General features: G+C 60.1%; 11 protein-coding genes, 1 tRNA gene, 3 rRNA genes and 1 pseudogene (1 of these 16 cut by a window edge). 3 read left to right on the top strand and 13 right to left on the bottom strand.

Annotated elements, in window-relative coordinates:
- Window positions 1-62: 62 nt before the first annotated feature.
- Complete coding sequence (locus ACTG2T_RS08580) at window positions 63-968, bottom strand: LysR substrate-binding domain-containing protein (RefSeq protein WP_330125107.1); 906 nt, start codon at window positions 966-968, stop codon at window positions 63-65.
- A gap of 120 nt (window positions 969-1,088) precedes the next feature.
- Here ACTG2T_RS08580 and ACTG2T_RS08585 point away from each other — a divergent pair, with 120 nt between their 5' ends.
- Entirely contained in the window at window positions 1,089-2,216 is a 1,128-nt protein-coding gene (locus tag ACTG2T_RS08585; protein ID WP_058056263.1) for an S-(hydroxymethyl)glutathione dehydrogenase/class III alcohol dehydrogenase, read from the top strand.
- Between the two features lie 48 nt (window positions 2,217-2,264).
- On the top strand, window positions 2,265-3,101 hold the full coding sequence (fghA, locus tag ACTG2T_RS08590; RefSeq protein WP_330125106.1) for an S-formylglutathione hydrolase: 837 nt from the start codon (window positions 2,265-2,267) through the stop codon (window positions 3,099-3,101).
- 50 nt (window positions 3,102-3,151) lie between these two features.
- On the opposite strand, the pseudogene ACTG2T_RS08595 reads toward fghA, so the two are convergent.
- Window positions 3,152-3,800, bottom strand: a pseudogene (locus tag ACTG2T_RS08595) (GIN domain-containing protein).
- A 363-nt stretch (window positions 3,801-4,163) separates the two neighbouring features.
- Between ACTG2T_RS08595 and ovoA the strand changes: the two are divergent.
- Window positions 4,164-6,314, top strand: coding sequence for a 5-histidylcysteine sulfoxide synthase (ovoA, locus tag ACTG2T_RS08600; protein WP_330125105.1), 2,151 nt, complete (start codon window positions 4,164-4,166; stop codon window positions 6,312-6,314).
- Between the two features lie 79 nt (window positions 6,315-6,393).
- On the opposite strand, the gene ACTG2T_RS08605 is transcribed toward ovoA, so the two are convergent.
- The 11 genes from ACTG2T_RS08605 to ACTG2T_RS08655 all read right to left on the bottom strand — a co-directional run.
- A complete protein-coding gene (locus tag ACTG2T_RS08605; RefSeq protein WP_330125104.1) occupies window positions 6,394-7,344 on the bottom strand; it encodes a bile acid:sodium symporter family protein in 951 nt (316 codons plus the stop codon).
- A gap of 295 nt (window positions 7,345-7,639) precedes the next feature.
- Window positions 7,640-9,085 carry an amino acid permease gene (locus ACTG2T_RS08610; protein ID WP_330125103.1) on the bottom strand — a complete coding sequence of 482 codons (1,446 nt, stop codon included), beginning with the start codon at window positions 9,083-9,085 and terminating at the stop codon, window positions 7,640-7,642.
- A gap of 166 nt (window positions 9,086-9,251) precedes the next feature.
- Window positions 9,252-9,590: a tRNA-binding protein gene (locus tag ACTG2T_RS08615; RefSeq protein WP_005342042.1), complete on the bottom strand. Its 339-nt coding sequence runs from the start codon at window positions 9,588-9,590 to the stop codon at window positions 9,252-9,254.
- Window positions 9,591-9,666: 76 nt separating this feature from the next.
- Window positions 9,667-11,112, bottom strand: a complete 1,446-nt coding sequence (locus ACTG2T_RS08620) for an amino acid permease (RefSeq protein WP_201930999.1) — start codon at window positions 11,110-11,112, stop codon at window positions 9,667-9,669.
- Window positions 11,113-11,215: 103 nt separating this feature from the next.
- The gene (locus ACTG2T_RS08625) at window positions 11,216-11,671 is read right to left on the bottom strand and encodes a beta-galactosidase subunit beta (protein ID WP_330125102.1); all 456 of its coding nucleotides are present in this window, start codon (window positions 11,669-11,671) and stop codon (window positions 11,216-11,218) included.
- Window positions 11,668-14,742, bottom strand: a complete 3,075-nt coding sequence (gene ebgA, locus ACTG2T_RS08630) for a beta-galactosidase subunit alpha (RefSeq protein WP_330125101.1) — start codon at window positions 14,740-14,742, stop codon at window positions 11,668-11,670. Before ebgA ends, ACTG2T_RS08625 begins: the two co-directional genes overlap by 4 nt.
- Before the next feature lie 322 nt (window positions 14,743-15,064).
- On the bottom strand, window positions 15,065-16,030 hold the full coding sequence (gene ebgR / locus ACTG2T_RS08635) for a transcriptional regulator EbgR (RefSeq protein WP_005342046.1): 966 nt from the start codon (window positions 16,028-16,030) through the stop codon (window positions 15,065-15,067).
- A gap of 164 nt (window positions 16,031-16,194) precedes the next feature.
- A 5S ribosomal RNA gene (gene rrf, locus ACTG2T_RS08640) occupies window positions 16,195-16,309 on the bottom strand.
- A 27-nt stretch (window positions 16,310-16,336) separates the two neighbouring features.
- A tRNA-Thr gene (locus ACTG2T_RS08645) sits at window positions 16,337-16,412 on the bottom strand.
- Window positions 16,413-16,458: 46 nt separating this feature from the next.
- A 5S ribosomal RNA gene (rrf, locus tag ACTG2T_RS08650) occupies window positions 16,459-16,573 on the bottom strand.
- 83 nt (window positions 16,574-16,656) lie between these two features.
- A 23S ribosomal RNA gene (locus ACTG2T_RS08655) occupies window positions 16,657-18,283 on the bottom strand; it runs 1,263 nt beyond the window's last position.

Here is an 18,283-nt window from a genome sequence, read left to right on the forward strand (position 1 = left end):
TTTTATTTTCCAGCCATCGCACCTGCCGCCCGCCGCCAGTGAGTCAACGAGCGGGGAACACCCTAGCCTATCGGCATCACCAGCGCCGGTTGGTGAGGGTCGCTCAGCCGTTCGGCCAGATAGTCCACCAGCAATCGCACCTTGGGGGAGAGGTGACGGTTGTGGGGATAGAGGGCCCAGATCCCCTCCGCCGGGGCCCGCAGTTCGGGCAGCAGCTCGATAAGCTCCCCCCGGGCCAGATGGTCGCTCACGTAGTAGTCCGGCAGCTGGATGATGCCGATCCCCTTGAGCGCCGCATCCAGCAGGGCGTGGCCGCTGTTGCACTTCAACAGGCCGCGCACCCGCACGCTGTGGGGACGACCATCCAGAGTGAAGTGCCACTCGTCGCTGTTGCCCACCAGACAGATGTGGCGAGTCAGCTCGGAGAGGCTGTTGGGTATACCGTGGCGGGCGGTGTAGGCCGGTGAGGCGCAGACATAGGGCACCCGCTGCGCCAGCTTGCGCGCCACCAGCGTCGAATCCTTGAGATGACCTAACCGCAGCGCCAGATCGTAGCCCTCGTGCACCAGATCCAGCAGCTGGTTGGTGAGGTTGAGGGTCACCTCCAGCTGGGGGAAGCGCACCATAAAGTCGTTCACCAGCGGGGCGATGCGGCTCTCGCCGTAGGAGACGGGGGCCGTGATGCGCAGCGAGCCTTGCGGCACCGCCTGATGGCGTCCCACCGCCAGCTCCGCCTCGTAGAGGTTGTCGAGCAGCTGACGGCAGTGGCGATAGTAGATCTCGCCAAGCTCGGTGAGTCGCACCTGACGGGTGGTGCGCAGCAGCAGCTTGGCCTGCAGCCGATCTTCCAGCTGTGCCACCTGACGGCTCACTTGCGCCACCGACACTCCCAGCTTGCGCGCAGCCGGGGTAAAGCCCCCCTGCTCCGCCACGCTGACAAATTCACAGATCCCTTCCCAGCCGAACATTATTACCTGTGTGTAAAAGTGATTTGAGATTTGCCCTCATTATCACCAAATCGGCGGGAAACTACACTGGCTGTCCGAACTCATCTCTGTTCACCCTGCTCAACAAGAAGGATGTCATTCATGGCACAGGTTCAAAGCATCAAGTGTAAAGCCGCCATCGCCTGGGGCCCGGGTCAGCCCCTCTCCATCGAAGAGGTGGAAGTCATGCCACCCCAAGCGGGCGAGGTGCGGGTGCGCATCGTCGCGACCGGCGTCTGCCACACCGATGCCTTCACCCTCTCCGGTGAGGATCCGGAAGGGGTCTTCCCCTGCATTCTCGGTCACGAGGGAGGCGGCATCGTCGAATCGGTGGGCGAAGGGGTCACCAGCGTCAAGGTGGGGGATCACGTGATCCCGCTCTACACCCCCGAATGCGGCGAGTGCAAATTCTGCAAATCCGGCAAGACCAACCTCTGCCAGAAGATCCGCGCCACCCAGGGCAAGGGGCTGATGCCGGACGGCACCACCCGCTTCTCGAAAGATGGCCAGCCCATCTATCACTACATGGGCACCTCCACCTTCAGCGAATACACGGTACTGCCGGAGATCTCCATCGCCAAGGTCGACCCGGCCGCCCCGCTGGAAGAGGTCTGCCTGCTCGGTTGCGGCGTCACCACCGGCATCGGCGCCGTGATGAACACCGCCAAGGTGAAAGAGGGTGAGAGCGTCGCCATCTTCGGTCTGGGGGGCATCGGCCTCTCGGCGGTGATCGGGGCACGCCTGGCCAAGGCCGGTCGCATCATCGCCATCGACATCAACGAGAGCAAGTTCGAGCTGGCCCGCAAGCTGGGCGCCACCGACTGCATCAACCCGAACGATTACGACAAACCGATTCAGGAGGTGATCGTCGAGCTGACCGACGGCGGCGTCGACTTCTCCTTCGAGTGCATCGGCAACGTCAAGGTAATGCGTGCGGCGCTGGAGTGCTGCCACAAGGGGTGGGGCGAGTCGGTCATCATCGGCGTCGCCGGAGCGGGTCAGGAGATCAGCACCCGTCCGTTCCAGCTGGTGACCGGTCGGGTCTGGCGCGGCAGCGCCTTCGGCGGGGTACGCGGTCGCAGCGAACTGCCGAGCTATGTGCAGCGCTACATGCAGGGCGAGTTCCGCCTCGATGACTTCATCACCCACACCATGCCGCTGGAACAGATCAACGAGGCGTTCGATCTGATGCATGAAGGCAAGAGCATCCGCACCGTCATCCACTACTGAGCATGATCGCCCCGCCCGCCTTCGTGGGCGGGGTGCAGGAGTCCTTCGATGAATCTGGAGATTATCAGCAGCAACAAGAGCTTCGGCGGCTGGCACAAGCGCTATCGCCACCACGCCAGCGTGCTCGGCTGCGAGATGAGTTTTGCCATCTATCTGCCGCCCCAGGCCCTCACCGGCCAGAAGGTGCCCGTGATCTACTGGCTCAGCGGCCTCACCTGCACCGATGAGAACTTCATGCAGAAGGCGGGTGCCCAGCGTATCGCCGCCGAGCTCGGCATCGCCCTGGTGGCGCCGGACACCAGCCCCCGCGGCGACGGCGTAGCGGACGATCCCGGTTATGACCTCGGCATGGGCGCGGGCTTTTACGTCAATGCCAGCCAGAGCCCCTGGCAGGCTCACTACCAGATGTATGACTACGTCACCCGCGAGCTGCCCGATGTGATAGAGACCCACTTCCCGGTCTCGACCCGGCGCGCCATCAGCGGCCACTCCATGGGCGGTCACGGAGCGCTGATCGCCGCGTTGCGGGAGCCGGGTCGCTACCGCTCGGTCTCGGCCTTCAGCCCGATCTGCCATCCAAGCCGCTGCCCCTGGGGCCAGAAGGCGCTTGGCGCCTACCTCGGCAGCAATCCGCTATTGTGGCAGGAGTGGGATGCCTGCCAGCTGCTGCGCCACCAGCCGGTCACGCCGCTGCCAACCTTGGTGGATGTGGGGCTGGATGATCCCTTCCTCGCCGAGCAGCTGCATATCGATGCGCTGGCCGAAGTGGCCGCCAGCAAGGAGTGGCCACTGGAGCTCAACCGCCACGAGGGCTATGACCACAGCTACTACTTCGTGGCGAGCTTTATCGAGGCGCACCTGCGCTTTCACGCCCGCCACCTCTGATCAAAACAGGCCCGTTGCGGGCCTGTTTCAGTTGTGGTGATCGGTTGATATCAGCTGCCCGCTCGGGTCACTCCGCCGGAGCCTGCTATCTGCTGCTCCACCTTGGGATCGCCCCAGTAGGCGATTGTTGCCTGAACCGGCGATGCCGACTTTCAGCGTCTCCTGCGCCCGCACAGCCACATCACCGCTGCCGGCGATATTGACCTCTACCTGGTTGCCGCGCATCTCGCTCCCGAGCACGTCGCCAGATCCGGCAATGTTCAGCTCGATGGCCTGTGCCGAACCGCTGCCCAGCTCCAGACTGCCGGTGCCAGCGATATTCCCTTCCAGCCGTTTCAGCTCCAGCTGACTGGCGACGATGTCACCGGTACCGGCCACCGACAGCACCAGCTCATCGCCCTTGAAGCCGCTCAGATCGCCGTTACCGGTCCCGGCCAATGCCAGTTCGTTCAACACCGGCAAGGTGATGGTCAGCACCAGATAGGGCAGCAGGTTCTCCTGCCCCTTGATCAGGATGCCGCGCGGCTCCCCCGCGACCAGATGGAGGGTGGCAGGCACCCCCGCCAGCACCCGGGTCACCCCGTCACCGAGCACCTGCTGGCGCTCGACCACAGCCCCCGTTCCGGTCACTCTGGTCTGATCCAGCCAGTGACAACCACTGAGCCCCGCCATCAACATGACAACCATCATCCATTTCATCGCAACTCTCCTCCTTATGTGTTGGCCATCCAGGGCCAATTGGTTTTCATGCTCTGCAAAGCGTAAGCCAAAAATTAACATGATGATTCAAAAGGAAATAACCATTTACACCTGAACAGACAGAAAAATTTAGAGAGCCATTTAGACCATATTTTGGTGAAAATAACCATTCTCGAACGGATATGATTGTGGCTGATTGGCGGGTCATCCTGCCGGTCACTATGCTGACAGCCCGTGGAAGTTTTTAATTGCCCTGCCGGTCTGTTGAGCCAATAGTGGTACTTCGTGCGTACCAAGCTCTCCATTGCGGTAATGTCATTACCACTGTCTTGTCAGTCTTCACTGCCAACAAGGAGTCAGAGCGTGACCCAAGCAAGCCCTCTCTATGCCACCGCCACCGGTCTGCCGGAACCGACTCGCACCCCGCTGCTGACCGGCAGCGATCCCGAGCAGAAACGGCGCGAGCTGCTCGCCTACTTCTGCCAGACCTTCGATCTCTGCGACTCGCTGTTCGACTGTCTGGCCGATGAGCGGGCCTGGTTCAACAAGGCGATCCCGCTGCGCCACCCGCTCATCTTCTACTACGGCCACACCGCCGCCTTCTTTATCAACAAGCTGCTGGCGGCACGCCTGATCGACCAGCGGCTGGATGCCCGCATCGAGGCCATGGTCGCCATCGGGGTGGACGAGATGAGCTGGGATGATCTGGACGAGACCCACTACGACTGGCCAAAAGTCAGCGAGCTGCGCAGCTATCGGGCCAAAGTCCGTTCGCTGGTGTGCGATTTTATTCGCCAGATGCCGCTCACCCTGCCCATCGACTGGCAGAGCCCGGCCTGGGTCATCCTGATGGGGATAGAGCACGAGCGCATCCACCTCGAGACCTCCAGCGTGTTGATCCGCCAGTTGCCGCTCGCCTGGGTGCGGCCGCAGCCTTATTGGCCCGCCTGCACCGAAGCCCGCCACCGCATTGACCAGGTGCCCGCCAACAGCCTGCTGCCGGTGGCTGGCGGCAAGGTGCGCCTTGGCAAGCGGGACGCCACCTACGGCTGGGACAACGAATATGGCGAGCGCAACATCGAGTTGGCCCCGTTTCAGGCCAGCCGCATGCTGGTGAGCAATGCCGAGTACCTCGCCTTCGTCCAGTCGGGCGGCTACGGCCAACAACAGTGGTGGGATGAGGAGGGGTGGAGCTGGTGCCAGTACGCGAAGGCACAGATGCCCACCTTCTGGGTCGGCGACCCCGCCGAGCCCGAACAATTGCAGCTGCGGCTGATGACCGGGCAGATCGCCATGCCTTGGGACTGGCCGGTGGAGGTCAACCAGCTGGAGGCGGCTGCCTTCTGTCGCTGGCAGGCCGCTCGCACCGGTCTGCCAATCCAGCTGCCGAGCGAGGCGGAATGGATGCTGCTGCGCGAGCAGGTACCCGGCGATCAGCCGGACTGGACACAGGCCCCCGGCAATATCAATCTGGCCCGTTTCGCCTCCTCCTGTCCGGTGGATGCCTGCCCGCAAGGGGAGTTCTTCGATCTGGTGGGCAATGTCTGGCAGTGGACCAGCACCGCCATCGATGGCTTCGACGGCTTTAAAATCCATCCGCTCTACGACGACTTCTCCACCCCTACCTTTGATGGCAAGCACACCCTGATCAAGGGTGGCAGCTGGATCAGCACAGGTAACGAAGCGCTCAAATCATCCCGTTACGCCTTCCGGCGCCACTTCTTCCAGCATGCGGGTTTCCGCTATCTGGTCTCCCGTTATCAGGAACCCGTTATCGTGAATCCCTATGAAACCGACACGCTGGTCGCTCAGTACCTCGACTTCCAGTACGGCCCGAGCCACTTCGGGGTAGCCAACTACGCCAAGACGCTTGCTGATCTTGCTGGCGAGCTCTGCAGCAACCACCAGCGGGCGCTGGATATCGGCTGCGCTACCGGCCGTGCCAGCTTCGAGCTGGCCCGCTACTTCCAGCATGTGGACGGTGTCGACTACTCGGCCCGCTTCATCGATGTGGCGCTGGCCCTCGCCAGTCAGGACAGCTTCCGCTACGCCATTCCGCTGGAGGGTGAACTGGTGGAGTATTGCGAGGCACGCCTGTCGAGCCACGGGCTGGGGGCAAGTCAGGCTGAGCGCATCCACTTTAGTCAGGGGGATGCCTGCAACCTCAAGCCCAAATATGACCACTACGATCTGGTGCTCGCCTCCAACCTCATCGATCGGCTGCGAGAGCCCGCCCGCTTCCTGCGGGACATCGCCCCCCGGCTGCGCAGCGGTGGCCTGCTGGTGCTCACCAGCCCCTATACCTGGCTGGCGGAATATACCCCGCCCGCCAACTGGCTCGGCGGCATTCGTGAAAACGGCGAGGCGCTCACCACCTATCAGGCGCTGCAACGGCTGCTGGCAGCGGAGTTCGAGGAGCACTGCCCGCCGCGGGATGTGCCCTTCGTCATCCGCGAGACCGCCCGCAAATACCAGCACACGGTGGCGCAGCTCACCGTCTGGCGCAAACGCTAGCACGCCGGTCGACATGCAGATGAGAAGAGGGAGGCCAACGAGCCTCCCTCTTGTTATGGCAATAAAAACGGCGCGAGTATCAATGCCCCTTCTCGTGATAGCGGCGCGCCAGCACGGCGCAGACCATCAGCTGGATCTGGTGGAAGATCATCAGCGGCAAGACCATGACACCAACGCTGGCGGCGGGGAACATGACGTTGGCCATCGGCACACCGTTGGCGAGGCTCTTTTTCGAGCCGCAGAAAACGATGGTGATCTCGTCCGCCTTGTCGAAACCGAGGCGACGGCTGATCCAGACGTTCCAGCAGAGTACCAGCGCCAGCAAGACGCAGCTCAGCAGCACGATACTGGCCAGATCGTACCAACTTACTTGACGCCAAATCCCCTGCACCACCGCCTCGCTGAAGGCGACGTAGACCACCAGCAGGATGGAGCTCTGATCCAGCTTGCCGATGAGCGGGCGATGGCTATCGACCCAGCGGCCGGTGAGCGGACGCGACAGGTGGCCGACCACGAACGGCAGCATCAGCTGCATCATGATGGACTGGATGGAGTGCCAGGTGTCGATCCCCTCCCCCTGCACATGGATCATCATCCCCACCAGCACCGGCGAGAGGAAGATGCCGAGGATGCTGGAGGCTGAGGCGCTGCACACCGCCGCCGACACATTGCCCCCCGCCATCGAGGTAAAGGCGATGGCCGACTGCACTGTGGCTGGCAAAGCGCAGAGATAGAGGAAGCCGAGGTAGATGGCTGGGCTCAGCCAGCCCGGTACCAGCGGGGTGAGCAGCAGCCCGAGCAGCGGAAAGAGCACGAAAGTGCTGAGCATCACCACCAGATGGAGCCGCCAGTGGCCGAGGCCCGCCAGCAGGTTCTGGCGCGACAGCTTGGCGCCATGCATGAAGAACAAGAGCGCCACCGCCAGCTTGGTCAGCAGACCGAACCAGACAGCCACCTGCCCCTCGCAGGGAAAAAGGGAGGCCAGGGTGACCACCGCCATCAGCACAACAGTAAAGGGATCCAGACGCACGAAAGGTCTCCATTAGAAGGGCATCCTGCAGCCATGGCGACAGTCAGGATTGGGGAGGACAAGAAACAGAGCGGGAGATGTCTGGCACCTCCCGCTAAAGCGAACCTCCAGCTTACCCCGATAACGGAGAGGCGCAAAGTTGAGCGGCGAATAATTGTTCATCAATGCTTAACGCCTTCGCCATATCGAGCAGCAAAAGTTGACGATAAACCGGCCCTGACAGCACCCAAACGGCTAAAAATGGATAAAAAAATGGGCGACCAAGGCCGCCCGTTCCGCTTTTTCACCCAGCCGATCAGCGCTGGCTGGCCAGCTTGCCGCTGCCGCCTTTCTTCTCATTGCCGGCGAGCTTGCGGGTCTGCCGCTTCTCGAAGCGGGAGATCCACCAGTAGGCCAGCGCCGAGAAGACCGCGGTCATAAAGACGTTGATGAAGAAGGCGCGCACCAGATCCACCCCGGCCGGGAAGGCGGAGGCACTCATGCTCACCACGAAGATGGCGATCAGCACCGACACCACGCCCATCCCGAACTTGCGCGACCCCATACGGAAGTCGCGGGGGGTGTCGTCATGTTTCCAGCGGAACACGAAGTAGGCCACCATGATGAAGATCGGCGGCAGCATGGCGGTACCGGCGGTGAGGTTGATGGCGGTGTTCATCATCTGCTGCACCGACTCAGAGCCGAAGCCATTGACCACCAGCATCGCGAACACGAAGACAAACTGCCACCAGGCGGCGCGCACCGGCACGCCGTGCTCGTTGAGCTGGGTGGTCTTCTCGCCGTAAACCCCCTGCGGGATCTCGGAGAAGTGGATCTTCACCGGCGCCGAGGTCCACATCATCATGGAACCGAACATGGCGATAAACAGCACCACGCCGACGAAGCGGCCCACCAGCGCCTCGGAGAGCCCGAAGTACTGGGCCATACCGGTGAAGATCTCCACCATGCCGCCGGCATAGGTGAGGCTCTCGCGCGGCACGAACACGTTCACCAACAGGGAACCGACCGCATACATGGCGCCGATGACGATACCGGCACTGATGATCACCTTGATGAAGGACTTCTGGCCGCCCTTCACATCATTGAGATAGGCCGCTGCGGTCTCGGCACCGCCCGCCGCCTGGAAGATCCAGCACATGATGCCGAGGGTCGCCCAGTTGACGGTAGGGGTCATCGCCTCCAGCGTGATGGGCTGGGCTGGCACATGATCGCCACTCAGGGCCATCAACGCGCCCAGCACATAGATGGCGAACAGGGCAAATACCCCGTAGGCCACGATCTCCGCAATCTTACCGAGCCAGCTCGCACCCTTGGTGGAGATGTGGGTCGCCGCCGCAAACAGCACGATGGAGATGATCGAGGTAACCATGGGCGAGAAGCTGTACTCATAGCCCAGCATGGCGTAGGAGGCGTAGGCGATGACGTTGGGCAGCAGGGAGACGAACCAAAACAGGTTCACAAACCAGTAGAGAAACGACCCCAGATAGGCCATCCGGGTGCCGAGCGGTTTTTTAAGCCAGTCGTACATCCCCGACTCGGAGTTTTTATTGGCCGAGACGAACTCGGCGATGATGAAAACAAACGGGATGAAGTAGACGATGGTCGCCAGCAGGAAGATGGGGGCGGAGCTGAGCCCCAGCTCGATGTTGTTGTTGACGATGTTACGCACGTTGAACACGGCGGCAAAGGTCATCGACAACAGGGCAAACTTGCCTATGGTGCCGCGTACGGATTCAGACATGGTGTCCTCCAGTGGACTCGCGTTCCCTGCGGGGAGCGCAGTGACTCTGTGATGTGTTCGGCAAGGGTCTGTCGGCCCCGCGCTTTACTCTCTTGTTATGATCGGGCCGCGTGGGCGGCCTCGTTGCTGAACCGGTACCGTCTCCCGCACCGGCTCGCAATACCATTCAGACGATCGGAGTGCCCGGCGCCATCGGCACCCGCGGTTGCAACAGCACGCTCTGGCTCTCGTCCGGGGTCTCGGCGCAGAGCAACATGCACTCGGATCGCTCGCCGCGCATTTTGGTGGGCTTGAGGTTGGTCAGTACCACCACCTCGCTGCCCATCAGCTCCTCTTCGCTGTAGTAAGGCACCAGACTGGTGACGGTCTGCAGCGGCCGCTCGCCACCCACGTCGATCTGGACGATGTAGAGTTTGTCGGCCCCGGGGTGACGCACCACCTCCAGCACCTTGCCCACCTTCATCTCGACCCGTTTGAATTCGGCAAACTCGATCGTCTCGCTCATGCTCTTTTCCTTTTCTGGTTCAACGGTTTGCGGGTGGCCAACGGCCACCCGGTTTGATTGGGATTCAATGCAGTGCCTATGGCGTCTGCATGGCAACCTGCGCCGTCGGCTGGGCCTCTTTCGCACGCGCTTCGGCACTGAGGGACGCCTCGTATCTGTTGTATTTCCACCAGGCGAAGCCGAGGAAAATCACGATCCCGCCGACGTTGTAGAAGATGATGGTCATGATGTCGGCGCCGGTCGGGAAGGTGGAAGCGAGGAAGCCCACCGAGAAGATGGCGATCAGCACCGAAACCACGGCGATGCCGGTGGTGCGCGAACCCATCCTGAAATCCCGCGGCAGGTGATCGAGCTTCAGGCGCAGATTGAGATAGGCCAGCATGATGAACAGCGGCGGCAACATGGAAGCGGCGGCGGTCATATTGATGACGGTGTTCATCAGATCCTGCGCTGTGTTGGAGCCCAGAGTCGGGATCACCATCAGCGGCAGCACAATGAGGTACTGGATCCAGGCTGCACGGGCGGGCACGCCGTTCTCGTTCAGCTCGACCGTCTTCTTGCCGAAGATGCCGGCCGGGATCTCAGAGAAGAAGATCTTCACCGGGGTCGCCGTCCACATCAGCAGGGAGCCGAACATGGCGGTGAAGGAGACCAGCCCGACGAAGCGGTTCATCAGGATCTCCGGCAAACCGAAGTAGGCCGCCAGCCCTTCAAACACCTGCACCGAGCCGCCGGTATATTTCAGGGTGTCGCTATGGACGAACACGTTGATCAAGAGCGATGCGATGGAGTAGAGCACGCCGATAAAGATCCCGGCGACGATGATCACCTTCACGAAGGATTTGGAGCCCCCCTTCACATCATTGACGTAGACCGCCACCGACTCGGCGCCACCAGCCGCCATAAAGATCCAGGTGGTGATACCGAGGAAGGCCCAGCTGAAATCGGGGATCATGGCCTCTACCGTGATGGGGTCTGCCGGCTGCACGCCGCCCACCAGAGCCGCACCTGCCAGCAGGATGTAGGAGAGGGTCAGCAGCAGCATCAGGGACGAGGTCACCGAGGTGATGGGGCCGAGCATCTTGGCGCCGTTGGTGGAGACGTAGGTGGCAAAGGCAAACAGCACCATGCTCAATGCCGTGGTCGCCACCGGAGTGAGAATGTACTCGTAGCCGAGGAAAGCATAGGAGGCGTAGGCGATGACCCGCGGCAACAGCGAGGTGAAGAAGAAGAGGTTCACGAACCAGTAGGTGTAAGCGGAGATAAAGGCCCAGCGACCGCCGAGGGAGCTCTTCACCCAGGCATAGACGCCCGCTTCGGAGTTCTTATTCAGTGACACAAATTCCGCAATGATCAGACAGAACGGAATGAAGTAAAAAATGGTAGCCAGAAAGAACATCGGGGCCGAGGCCAGACCGATCTCGATGTTGTTGTTGATGACGTTGTTGAAGCTGAATACCGCCGCGAAGGTGAGCGACAGCAGACCAAACTTGCCTATCGTATTGCGTTTGGAATCAGACATGGTGCATCTCCAGACCTGTAGTTATTGCAGCGAAAGGGCGGGGCATGGGTTGTAGGGTGAACCCCGCCCTTCCGGCTTTTATCAGTGCAGAATCGGCGGCTTGTTATTTGTTTTTGAAGTAGCCGCCTTCGACGGTGACCTTGATGATCACCTTGCGTACCGAGCTGTCGCCTGTGAACCGGTAGGCTTCGTCGTTCTCGAAGATCACCACCTGCCCGTTGCCGACCTTCTGGCGCTCACGCACCTCGCCTGCCAGCCACTCGCGGTCGGTGGTGTCGTCATAAGCCTGCTCGACCTGCAACTCCGGCTTGGCAGCCCACTCCACCGTCTCTGCCCCTTCCAGGTAGTAGTGAACGTCGAAGTAGCGGCGCTGCCCCTCGAACAGGGAGGTGGCCGGGCTAGCCCCCTCCTGCAAGCGGTAGGTGAGGGAGTCACCGATGGAGTGGCAGATGCCGGGCTTGAGGTTCGGCAGGTTGTTGATGGCCTCCACGCAGCGGCCCCACTTCTTGCCCTCCCGGTAGATGTTTTTGAACAGGGTCAGGTTGTCCAGAGTGATCATGCGAGGTTCCTCCCGCCGTTGATGGTGAGATCGAGCCCGGCCAGCGCAGCCGGATTGAGGTTGCCACGGGCGATGGGCAGCAGGGTCAGGCCGAAGCTGAACGGCTCGAAGCGCACCCGCCAGGAGTCCAGCACCTCGGAGCCCCAGGAGTTGGAGCCGAGCCCCAGCACCTTGTGATCCAGATTGAGGGTGAGATAACCGCTAGGCTCCAGCTCGTTGATGTGCTGCGCCGCGTGGATATGCTCCCAGCTGTAGGGCCAGACGCTCAGGTTGATGGGGGCATCGGGCCGCACGTAGAGACCGGCGCCGTGACGGTTGGTCAGGGTCGCCCAGCGCACCTGCTGGCGGTTGCCGTTGTCCTGCGGGAAGGGGTAGTGCTCCCACATCTCGCTCACAGTGCTCTGGAAGCAGTCGATCCAGTTGCTCTGGCGGCTGTCCTGATAGTTCTCGCCCGGCCCCATGCCGTAGTAGTGCACCCGGTCGAGATCCTGACGAATACCCAGCTCGAAGCCGATCTTGGGGATGATGTCGTCATAACCGCCGTAGGGCTGGCCTGATAGGGCCACATGCAGCTGACCATTCGGGCTAAGGGTGTAGACGTAGCGGCAACGCATGCCGAAGTCGAACACCGGCGGCGCAATCAGACTCTCGACCGTCACCTCGACCGCCTCACCCAGCTGACGCCAGCTCAGAGTGCGGAAGTGCTCCTGCATGATCTGCAGGTGGTTCGGGTGCCACAGGCTCTCGTACTCCTGCTTGTGGTTGTCGATCATCGGCTTGAAGAAGGTGAGGCGTGGGGCTCGCTCGATGAGCTCGATACCATCCTGCTGCCAGCTCACCAGCTTGCCGTCGAGGCGCGAGAAGCGCAGGGCAAAGCCGCTGCCGCTCAAGGTCAACGCGAGACGCTCGTCGGCAATCTGCAACGGAGTGGCATTGGGATTGGCAAAGGGCAGCAGCTGGCGAGTCGATGCCTTCAGTTGGAACTGGTACTGCCCCAACTCGTGCTCCGCCGCACTGTAGCGGGTGGCACTGGCCTTGATGACCCGCAGCTGGACGAAGGTTTCCCGCCCATCGAGGGATGGCAGTTCGAGTTGCAACTCGGTGATGGCACCGGGAGCCACCCCTTCCAGCCGGATTTGCTGACTGGCCAGCAGCTCGCCTTCGGCCTTCACCTCGACCAGCAGGCGGATGTCGTCGAGAGTGGAGAACCAGTAGCGGTTTTCCACCGCCAGCTTGCCGCTGGCCAGATCCAGCGCGCGCACCTTGACCGGGCAGATCACCTGCTTGTATTCGCGCAGGCCAGGCCCCGGGGTTTGATCCGGATAGATGAGGCCATCCATGCAGAAGTTGTAGTTGTTGGGGTAGTCGCCGTAGTCGCCGCCGTACTTGTAGACGGGGCGGCCCTGTTCGTCCTGATCCAGAATGCCGTGATCGCACCACTCCCAGATGTAGTGACCCTGAATGTGGGGATGGCGGTCAAACACCTGCTGGTATTCGCTGAGGCCACCCGGGCCGTTGCCCATGGCGTGGGCGTATTCGCAGAGGATGCGCGGCTTCGCCATCGGGAACTCGCCGAAGCAGTTCATCTGGGAGACCCGGGAGTACATGGTACTCACCACATCCACCACCTCGGCATCGCGATCCTCTTCGTAATGCACCAGCCGGGTCGGGTCGATCCCCTTGCAGCGCTGGTACATGGCTTTGATGTTGCAGCCGTAGCCGGACTCGTTGCCGAGCGACCAGATGATGATGGAGGGGTGGTTCTTCTGGGCGTGAACATGGCGCTCGATGCGATCCACGAACACCGGCTCCCAGAAGGGGTCGTCGGTGATGCGGCTGAGATCGCCGACGTTGGCAAAACCGTGAGTCTCCACGTCGGTCTCCGCCATCACGAACAGACCGTACTGGTCGCACAGCTCGTAGAAGCGCGGGTCGTTCGGGTAGTGGGCGGTGCGCACCGAGTTGAGGTTGTGCTGCTTCATCAGCACGATATCGCGCTCTACTCGGTCCATACCGACCGCGCGGCTCTTGAGGTGGTCGTTGTCGTGACGGTTCACCCCGTGCAGCTTGAGGTAGTGGCCGTTGACGTAGAAGAGGCCATCCTTGACCTTGATTTCACGCACCCCGACCCGCTGCGGGATCACTTCCAGCAGCTCACCCCGACCGTTGTAGAGGGAGAGTTGCAGCTGGTAGAGGTACGGGTCTTCGGCGCTCCACAGATGGGGATTGGCCAGATCCAGCGTGAAGCGGCAATCACACTTGCCGTCGATGGCGAGATGGTCGAGTGTGCCACTGGCGATCTCGCTGCCCTGATCCAGCAGTGACCAGACCAGACGGTGCTCACGGGCTGCCGCCCCCAGATTTTCCAGCTGGATATCGCAGCTCAGGGTAGCGCTCTGATTGTCATCGGCCAGCGTGGTGCGGATGAAGAAGTCCTGCACATGGGCGGCCGGTTTGCCCACCAGATAGACATCGCGGAAGATCCCCGCCATCCACCACATGTCCTGATCTTCGATATAGGTGGAGTCAGCCCACTGCATCACCCGCACCGACAGCAGGTTCTCGCCAACCTTGGCGTAGGCGCTGATATCGAACTCGGCGGTGAGACGGCTCCCCTTGCTGAAGCCGACATAGTGGCCGTTCACATAGACCTCGAAGTAGGTCTCCACCCCGTCAAACTTGATGATCACCTGCTCGCCGCCCCAGGCCGGGCTCAGCGTGAAGCTGCGCTGATAGGCGCCGGTGGGGTTGTTGGTCGGCACGAAGGGCACGTCGATGGGGAAGGGAAAACCTTCGTCGGTGTACTGCAGATTGCCATGCCCTTCCATCTGCCACATGTTGGGCACGGTGATCTGGCCCCACTCGCTCATGGGGCTGTGATAGAAGGCCTCCGGCACCTGCAGGGGGTGGTCGAAGTAGTGGAACTGCCACTGGCCGCCAAGGCTCAGAAAACGGCGGCTCAGCTCGCGCTGCATGGTGGCCGCCAGCGCGTGGTCGGCATAAGAAAAGAAGTAGGCACGCGGAGCCAGCCTGTTTTCACCAACGAATTGGACGTTTTCCCAGTTATTCACATGTCCTCCCGGAACAAGGCAACGTTAACTGGGTAAACCTTAGATAAAAATTTACTAAATATCAGCTTTGGATTGGTAAAGTTTTAACCTGATCACAATGAACAGATGGTTTTGTGAGCGAGATCAGAAGCGGGAGATAAAGGAAGGCAAGATATGGATGAATGGCATGGATGTTGATAGTAGCTGGCTGAGCTGCAATAAAATCAACTATAAAAACAATATGATATGACGTCACGGGATGATATGGGAAATAAGTTTACTTGGGAGAGGAGTCGCACCACCGCAAGATGGCGCGACTAAAAAGCAGAATATTTTACTAAAATCAGCGAGTGGTGCCACGCAGGGTCAACTTGCTCGGTACCAACACCCGAAGGGGAATATCCCGCTCGTCTCGCAGCCGCTCAACCAGCAAATTGACCCCCTGGGAGCCCATCAACTCGGAGTGGATCCGCACTGTAGAGAGTGGCGGGAAGGTGAACTTGGCGGTCGGGATATCGTTGACGCTGATAAGCTCGATCTGCTGGGGAATCGCCAGTCCCTTCTCATGGATGGCACGCAGCACACCGATGGCGATGGAGTCGGAGGCGACAAACAGCGCCTTGGGCCAATCCCCTGCCAGCATCTCCTTCGCCAACTGGTAGCCGGAGGCGCTGGAGAAGTCCCCACGATAGAGATCGCTCTCCTGCACCACCCCCAGCCGCTGACCATAATCCCGGAAGGCCAATTCACGCAGATCCGGATTCTCATCCTGGCCACCGATATAACCGATGCGCTGATGCCCCTGCGCGATAAAGTAATCAACCACTTGCTGGCTGATCAGGGCGAGATCCACATCGACCGAGTCGAACTCTCCCTGTGAACGGCAGTCGACAAACACCAGCTGGCTGGAACAAGCCCTTAGCTGGACGAGACGTTCGGCTGTGAGTGTGCCGACCACCAGAATGCCATCCACGGCGCTCAGCTCGCGCCCTTCACCACAGTTGTAGAGATGAGTCAGCTCGATATTGAGGCGGGCACTCTGGGTCTCTATGCCATAACGGATGGCGAGATAGTAAGGGTCGTTGACCTCGGTACTCTGGGGATAGGCATAGACCACCAGAAAGTGCAGCTTGCTCTTGTGTACCCCCTTGCGGGCGCTGCTGGTCTTGTACTCCAGCCGTTCGGCAATCTCGAAGATCCGCTGCTTGGTCTCTTCCTTGACGCTCAGGCTGGGATCCTCGTTCAGTACCCGGGATACCGTGGCGAGAGAAACCCCCGCTTCCTGTGCAATTTCCTTCAACGTAGCCATCAATACCTCGCTGGCAGCATCACGTGTTAATCGGCAACGGCTAAAGAGTAACGGGCAATCCCTTGATAGCCCAGCACTTTTACTAAAATGCCGGCGGCAGGGCAGTTTTTGAATTACAGAAATGCAAAAAGGCCTCCCGAATGGGAGGCCTCTTCTAAATAGGTGCCTGACAGTGTCCTACTCTCGCATGGCGAATGCCACACTACCATCGGCGCTACCGCGTTTCACTTCTGAGTTCGGCATGGGATCAGGTGGTTCCACGGCGCTATTGCCGTCAGGCAAAAGCTTTTAAAACTAACTTGAAAATGGTGCTGATACCCAGAATCGAACTGGGGACCTCATCCTTACCAAGGATGCGCTCTACCGACTGAGCCATATCAGCACACTAACCGGTAAAGACCACGCTGGGCGTAATCTTGAAATTGGGTGCCTGGCAGTGTCCTACTCTCGCATGGCGAATGCCACACTACCATCGGCGCTACCGCGTTTCACTTCTGAGTTCGGCATGGGATCAGGTGGTTCCACGGCGCTATGGCCGCCAGGCAAAAATCTTCAATCTGAGAAAGCTGACGTAAGTAGTTCGCTTGGTATTTGCTACAAGCCTTAGAACACTTCTTGGGTGTTGTATGGTTAAGCCTCACGGGTAATTAGTATGGGTTAGCTCAACACGTCACCGCGCTTACACACCCCACCTATCAACGTTGTGGTCTCCAACGGCCCTTTAGGACCCTCAAGGGGTCAGGGATGACTCATCTCAGGGCTCGCTTCCCGCTTAGATGCTTTCAGCGGTTATCGATTCCGAACTTAGCTACCGGGCAGTGCCACTGGCGTGACAACCCGAACACCAGAGGTTCGTTCACTCCGGTCCTCTCGTACTAGGAGCAACTCCCTTCAATCATCCAACGCCCACGGCAGATAGGGACCGAACTGTCTCACGACGTTCTGAACCCAGCTCGCGTACCACTTTAAATGGCGAACAGCCATACCCTTGGGACCGACTTCAGCCCCAGGATGTGATGAGCCGACATCGAGGTGCCAAACACCGCCGTCGATATGAACTCTTGGGCGGTATCAGCCTGTTATCCCCGGAGTACCTTTTATCCGTTGAGCGATGGCCCTTCCATTCAGAACCACCGGATCACTATGACCTACTTTCGTACCTGCTCGACCTGTCCGTCTCGCAGTTAAGCTGGCTTATGCCATTGCACTAACCTCCTGATGTCCGACCAGGATTAGCCAACCTTCGTGCTCCTCCGTTACTCTTTGGGAGGAGACCGCCCCAGTCAAACTACCCACCAGGCACTGTCCGCGAGCCCGATTCAGGGCCCTGCGTTAGAACATCAAACATACAAGGGTGGTATTTCAAGGACGGCTCCAGCGCAACTGGCGTCACGCCTTCAAAGCCTCCCACCTATCCTACACATGTAGGTTCAATGTTCAGTGCCAAGCTGTAGTAAAGGTTCACGGGGTCTTTCCGTCTAGCCGCGGGTACACCGCATCTTCACGGCGAATTCGATTTCACTGAGTCTCGGGTGGAGACAGCATGGCCATGGTTACACCATTCGTGCAGGTCGGAACTTACCCGACAAGGAATTTCGCTACCTTAGGACCGTTATAGTTACGGCCGCCGTTTACCGGGGCTTCGATCAAGAGCTTCGCTTGCGCTAACCCCATCAATTAACCTTCCGGCACCGGGCAGGTGTCACACCCTATACGTCCACTTTCGTGTTTGCAGAGTGCTGTGTTTTTGATAAACAGTCCCAGCCATCTGGTCACTGCGACTCCCAACTGCTCCATCCGCAAGGGACTTCACTGTCAAGAGCGAACCTTCTCCCGAAGTTACGGTTCTATTTTGCCTAGTTCCTTCACCCGAGTTCTCTCAAGCGCCTTGGTATTCTCTACCCGACCACCTGTGTCGGTTTGGGGTACGATGACTTGTAATCTGAAGCTTAGAGGCTTTTCCTGGAAGCAGGGCATCAATGGCTTCCGCACCGTAGTGCGTTCGTCTCGTGTCTCAGTGTTGTGTCTCCGGATTTGCCTGGAAACACCACCTACGCACTTTCACCAGGACAACCGTCGCCTGGCCCACCTAGCCTTCTCCGTCCCCCCATCGCAATTACAAGTCGTGCAGGAATATTAACCTGCTTCCCATCGACTACGCCTTTCGGCCTCGCCTTAGGGGTCGACTCACCCTGCCCCGATTAACGTTGGACAGGAACCCTTGGTCTTCCGGCGAGGAGGCTTTTCACCCCC

The organism is Aeromonas sp. 75A, from assembly GCF_051919425.1.
Taxonomy (GTDB): domain Bacteria; phylum Pseudomonadota; class Gammaproteobacteria; order Enterobacterales; family Aeromonadaceae; genus Aeromonas; species Aeromonas veronii.

Coding starts and splice junctions, on each gene's coding strand:
- ACTG2T_RS08580 (WP_330125107.1), bottom strand. CDS start 968: ATGTTCGGCTGGGAAGGGATCTGTGAATTTGTCAGCGTGGCGGAGCAG.
- ACTG2T_RS08585 (WP_058056263.1), top strand. CDS start 1,089: ATGGCACAGGTTCAAAGCATCAAGTGTAAAGCCGCCATCGCCTGGGGC.
- fghA (WP_330125106.1), top strand. CDS start 2,265: ATGAATCTGGAGATTATCAGCAGCAACAAGAGCTTCGGCGGCTGGCAC.
- ACTG2T_RS08610 (WP_330125103.1), bottom strand. CDS start 9,085: ATGTCTGAATCCGTACGCGGCACCATAGGCAAGTTTGCCCTGTTGTCG.
- ACTG2T_RS08615 (WP_005342042.1), bottom strand. CDS start 9,590: ATGAGCGAGACGATCGAGTTTGCCGAATTCAAACGGGTCGAGATGAAG.
- ACTG2T_RS08620 (WP_201930999.1), bottom strand. CDS start 11,112: ATGTCTGATTCCAAACGCAATACGATAGGCAAGTTTGGTCTGCTGTCG.
- ACTG2T_RS08625 (WP_330125102.1), bottom strand. CDS start 11,671: ATGATCACTCTGGACAACCTGACCCTGTTCAAAAACATCTACCGGGAG.
- ebgR (WP_005342046.1), bottom strand. CDS start 16,030: ATGGCTACGTTGAAGGAAATTGCACAGGAAGCGGGGGTTTCTCTCGCC.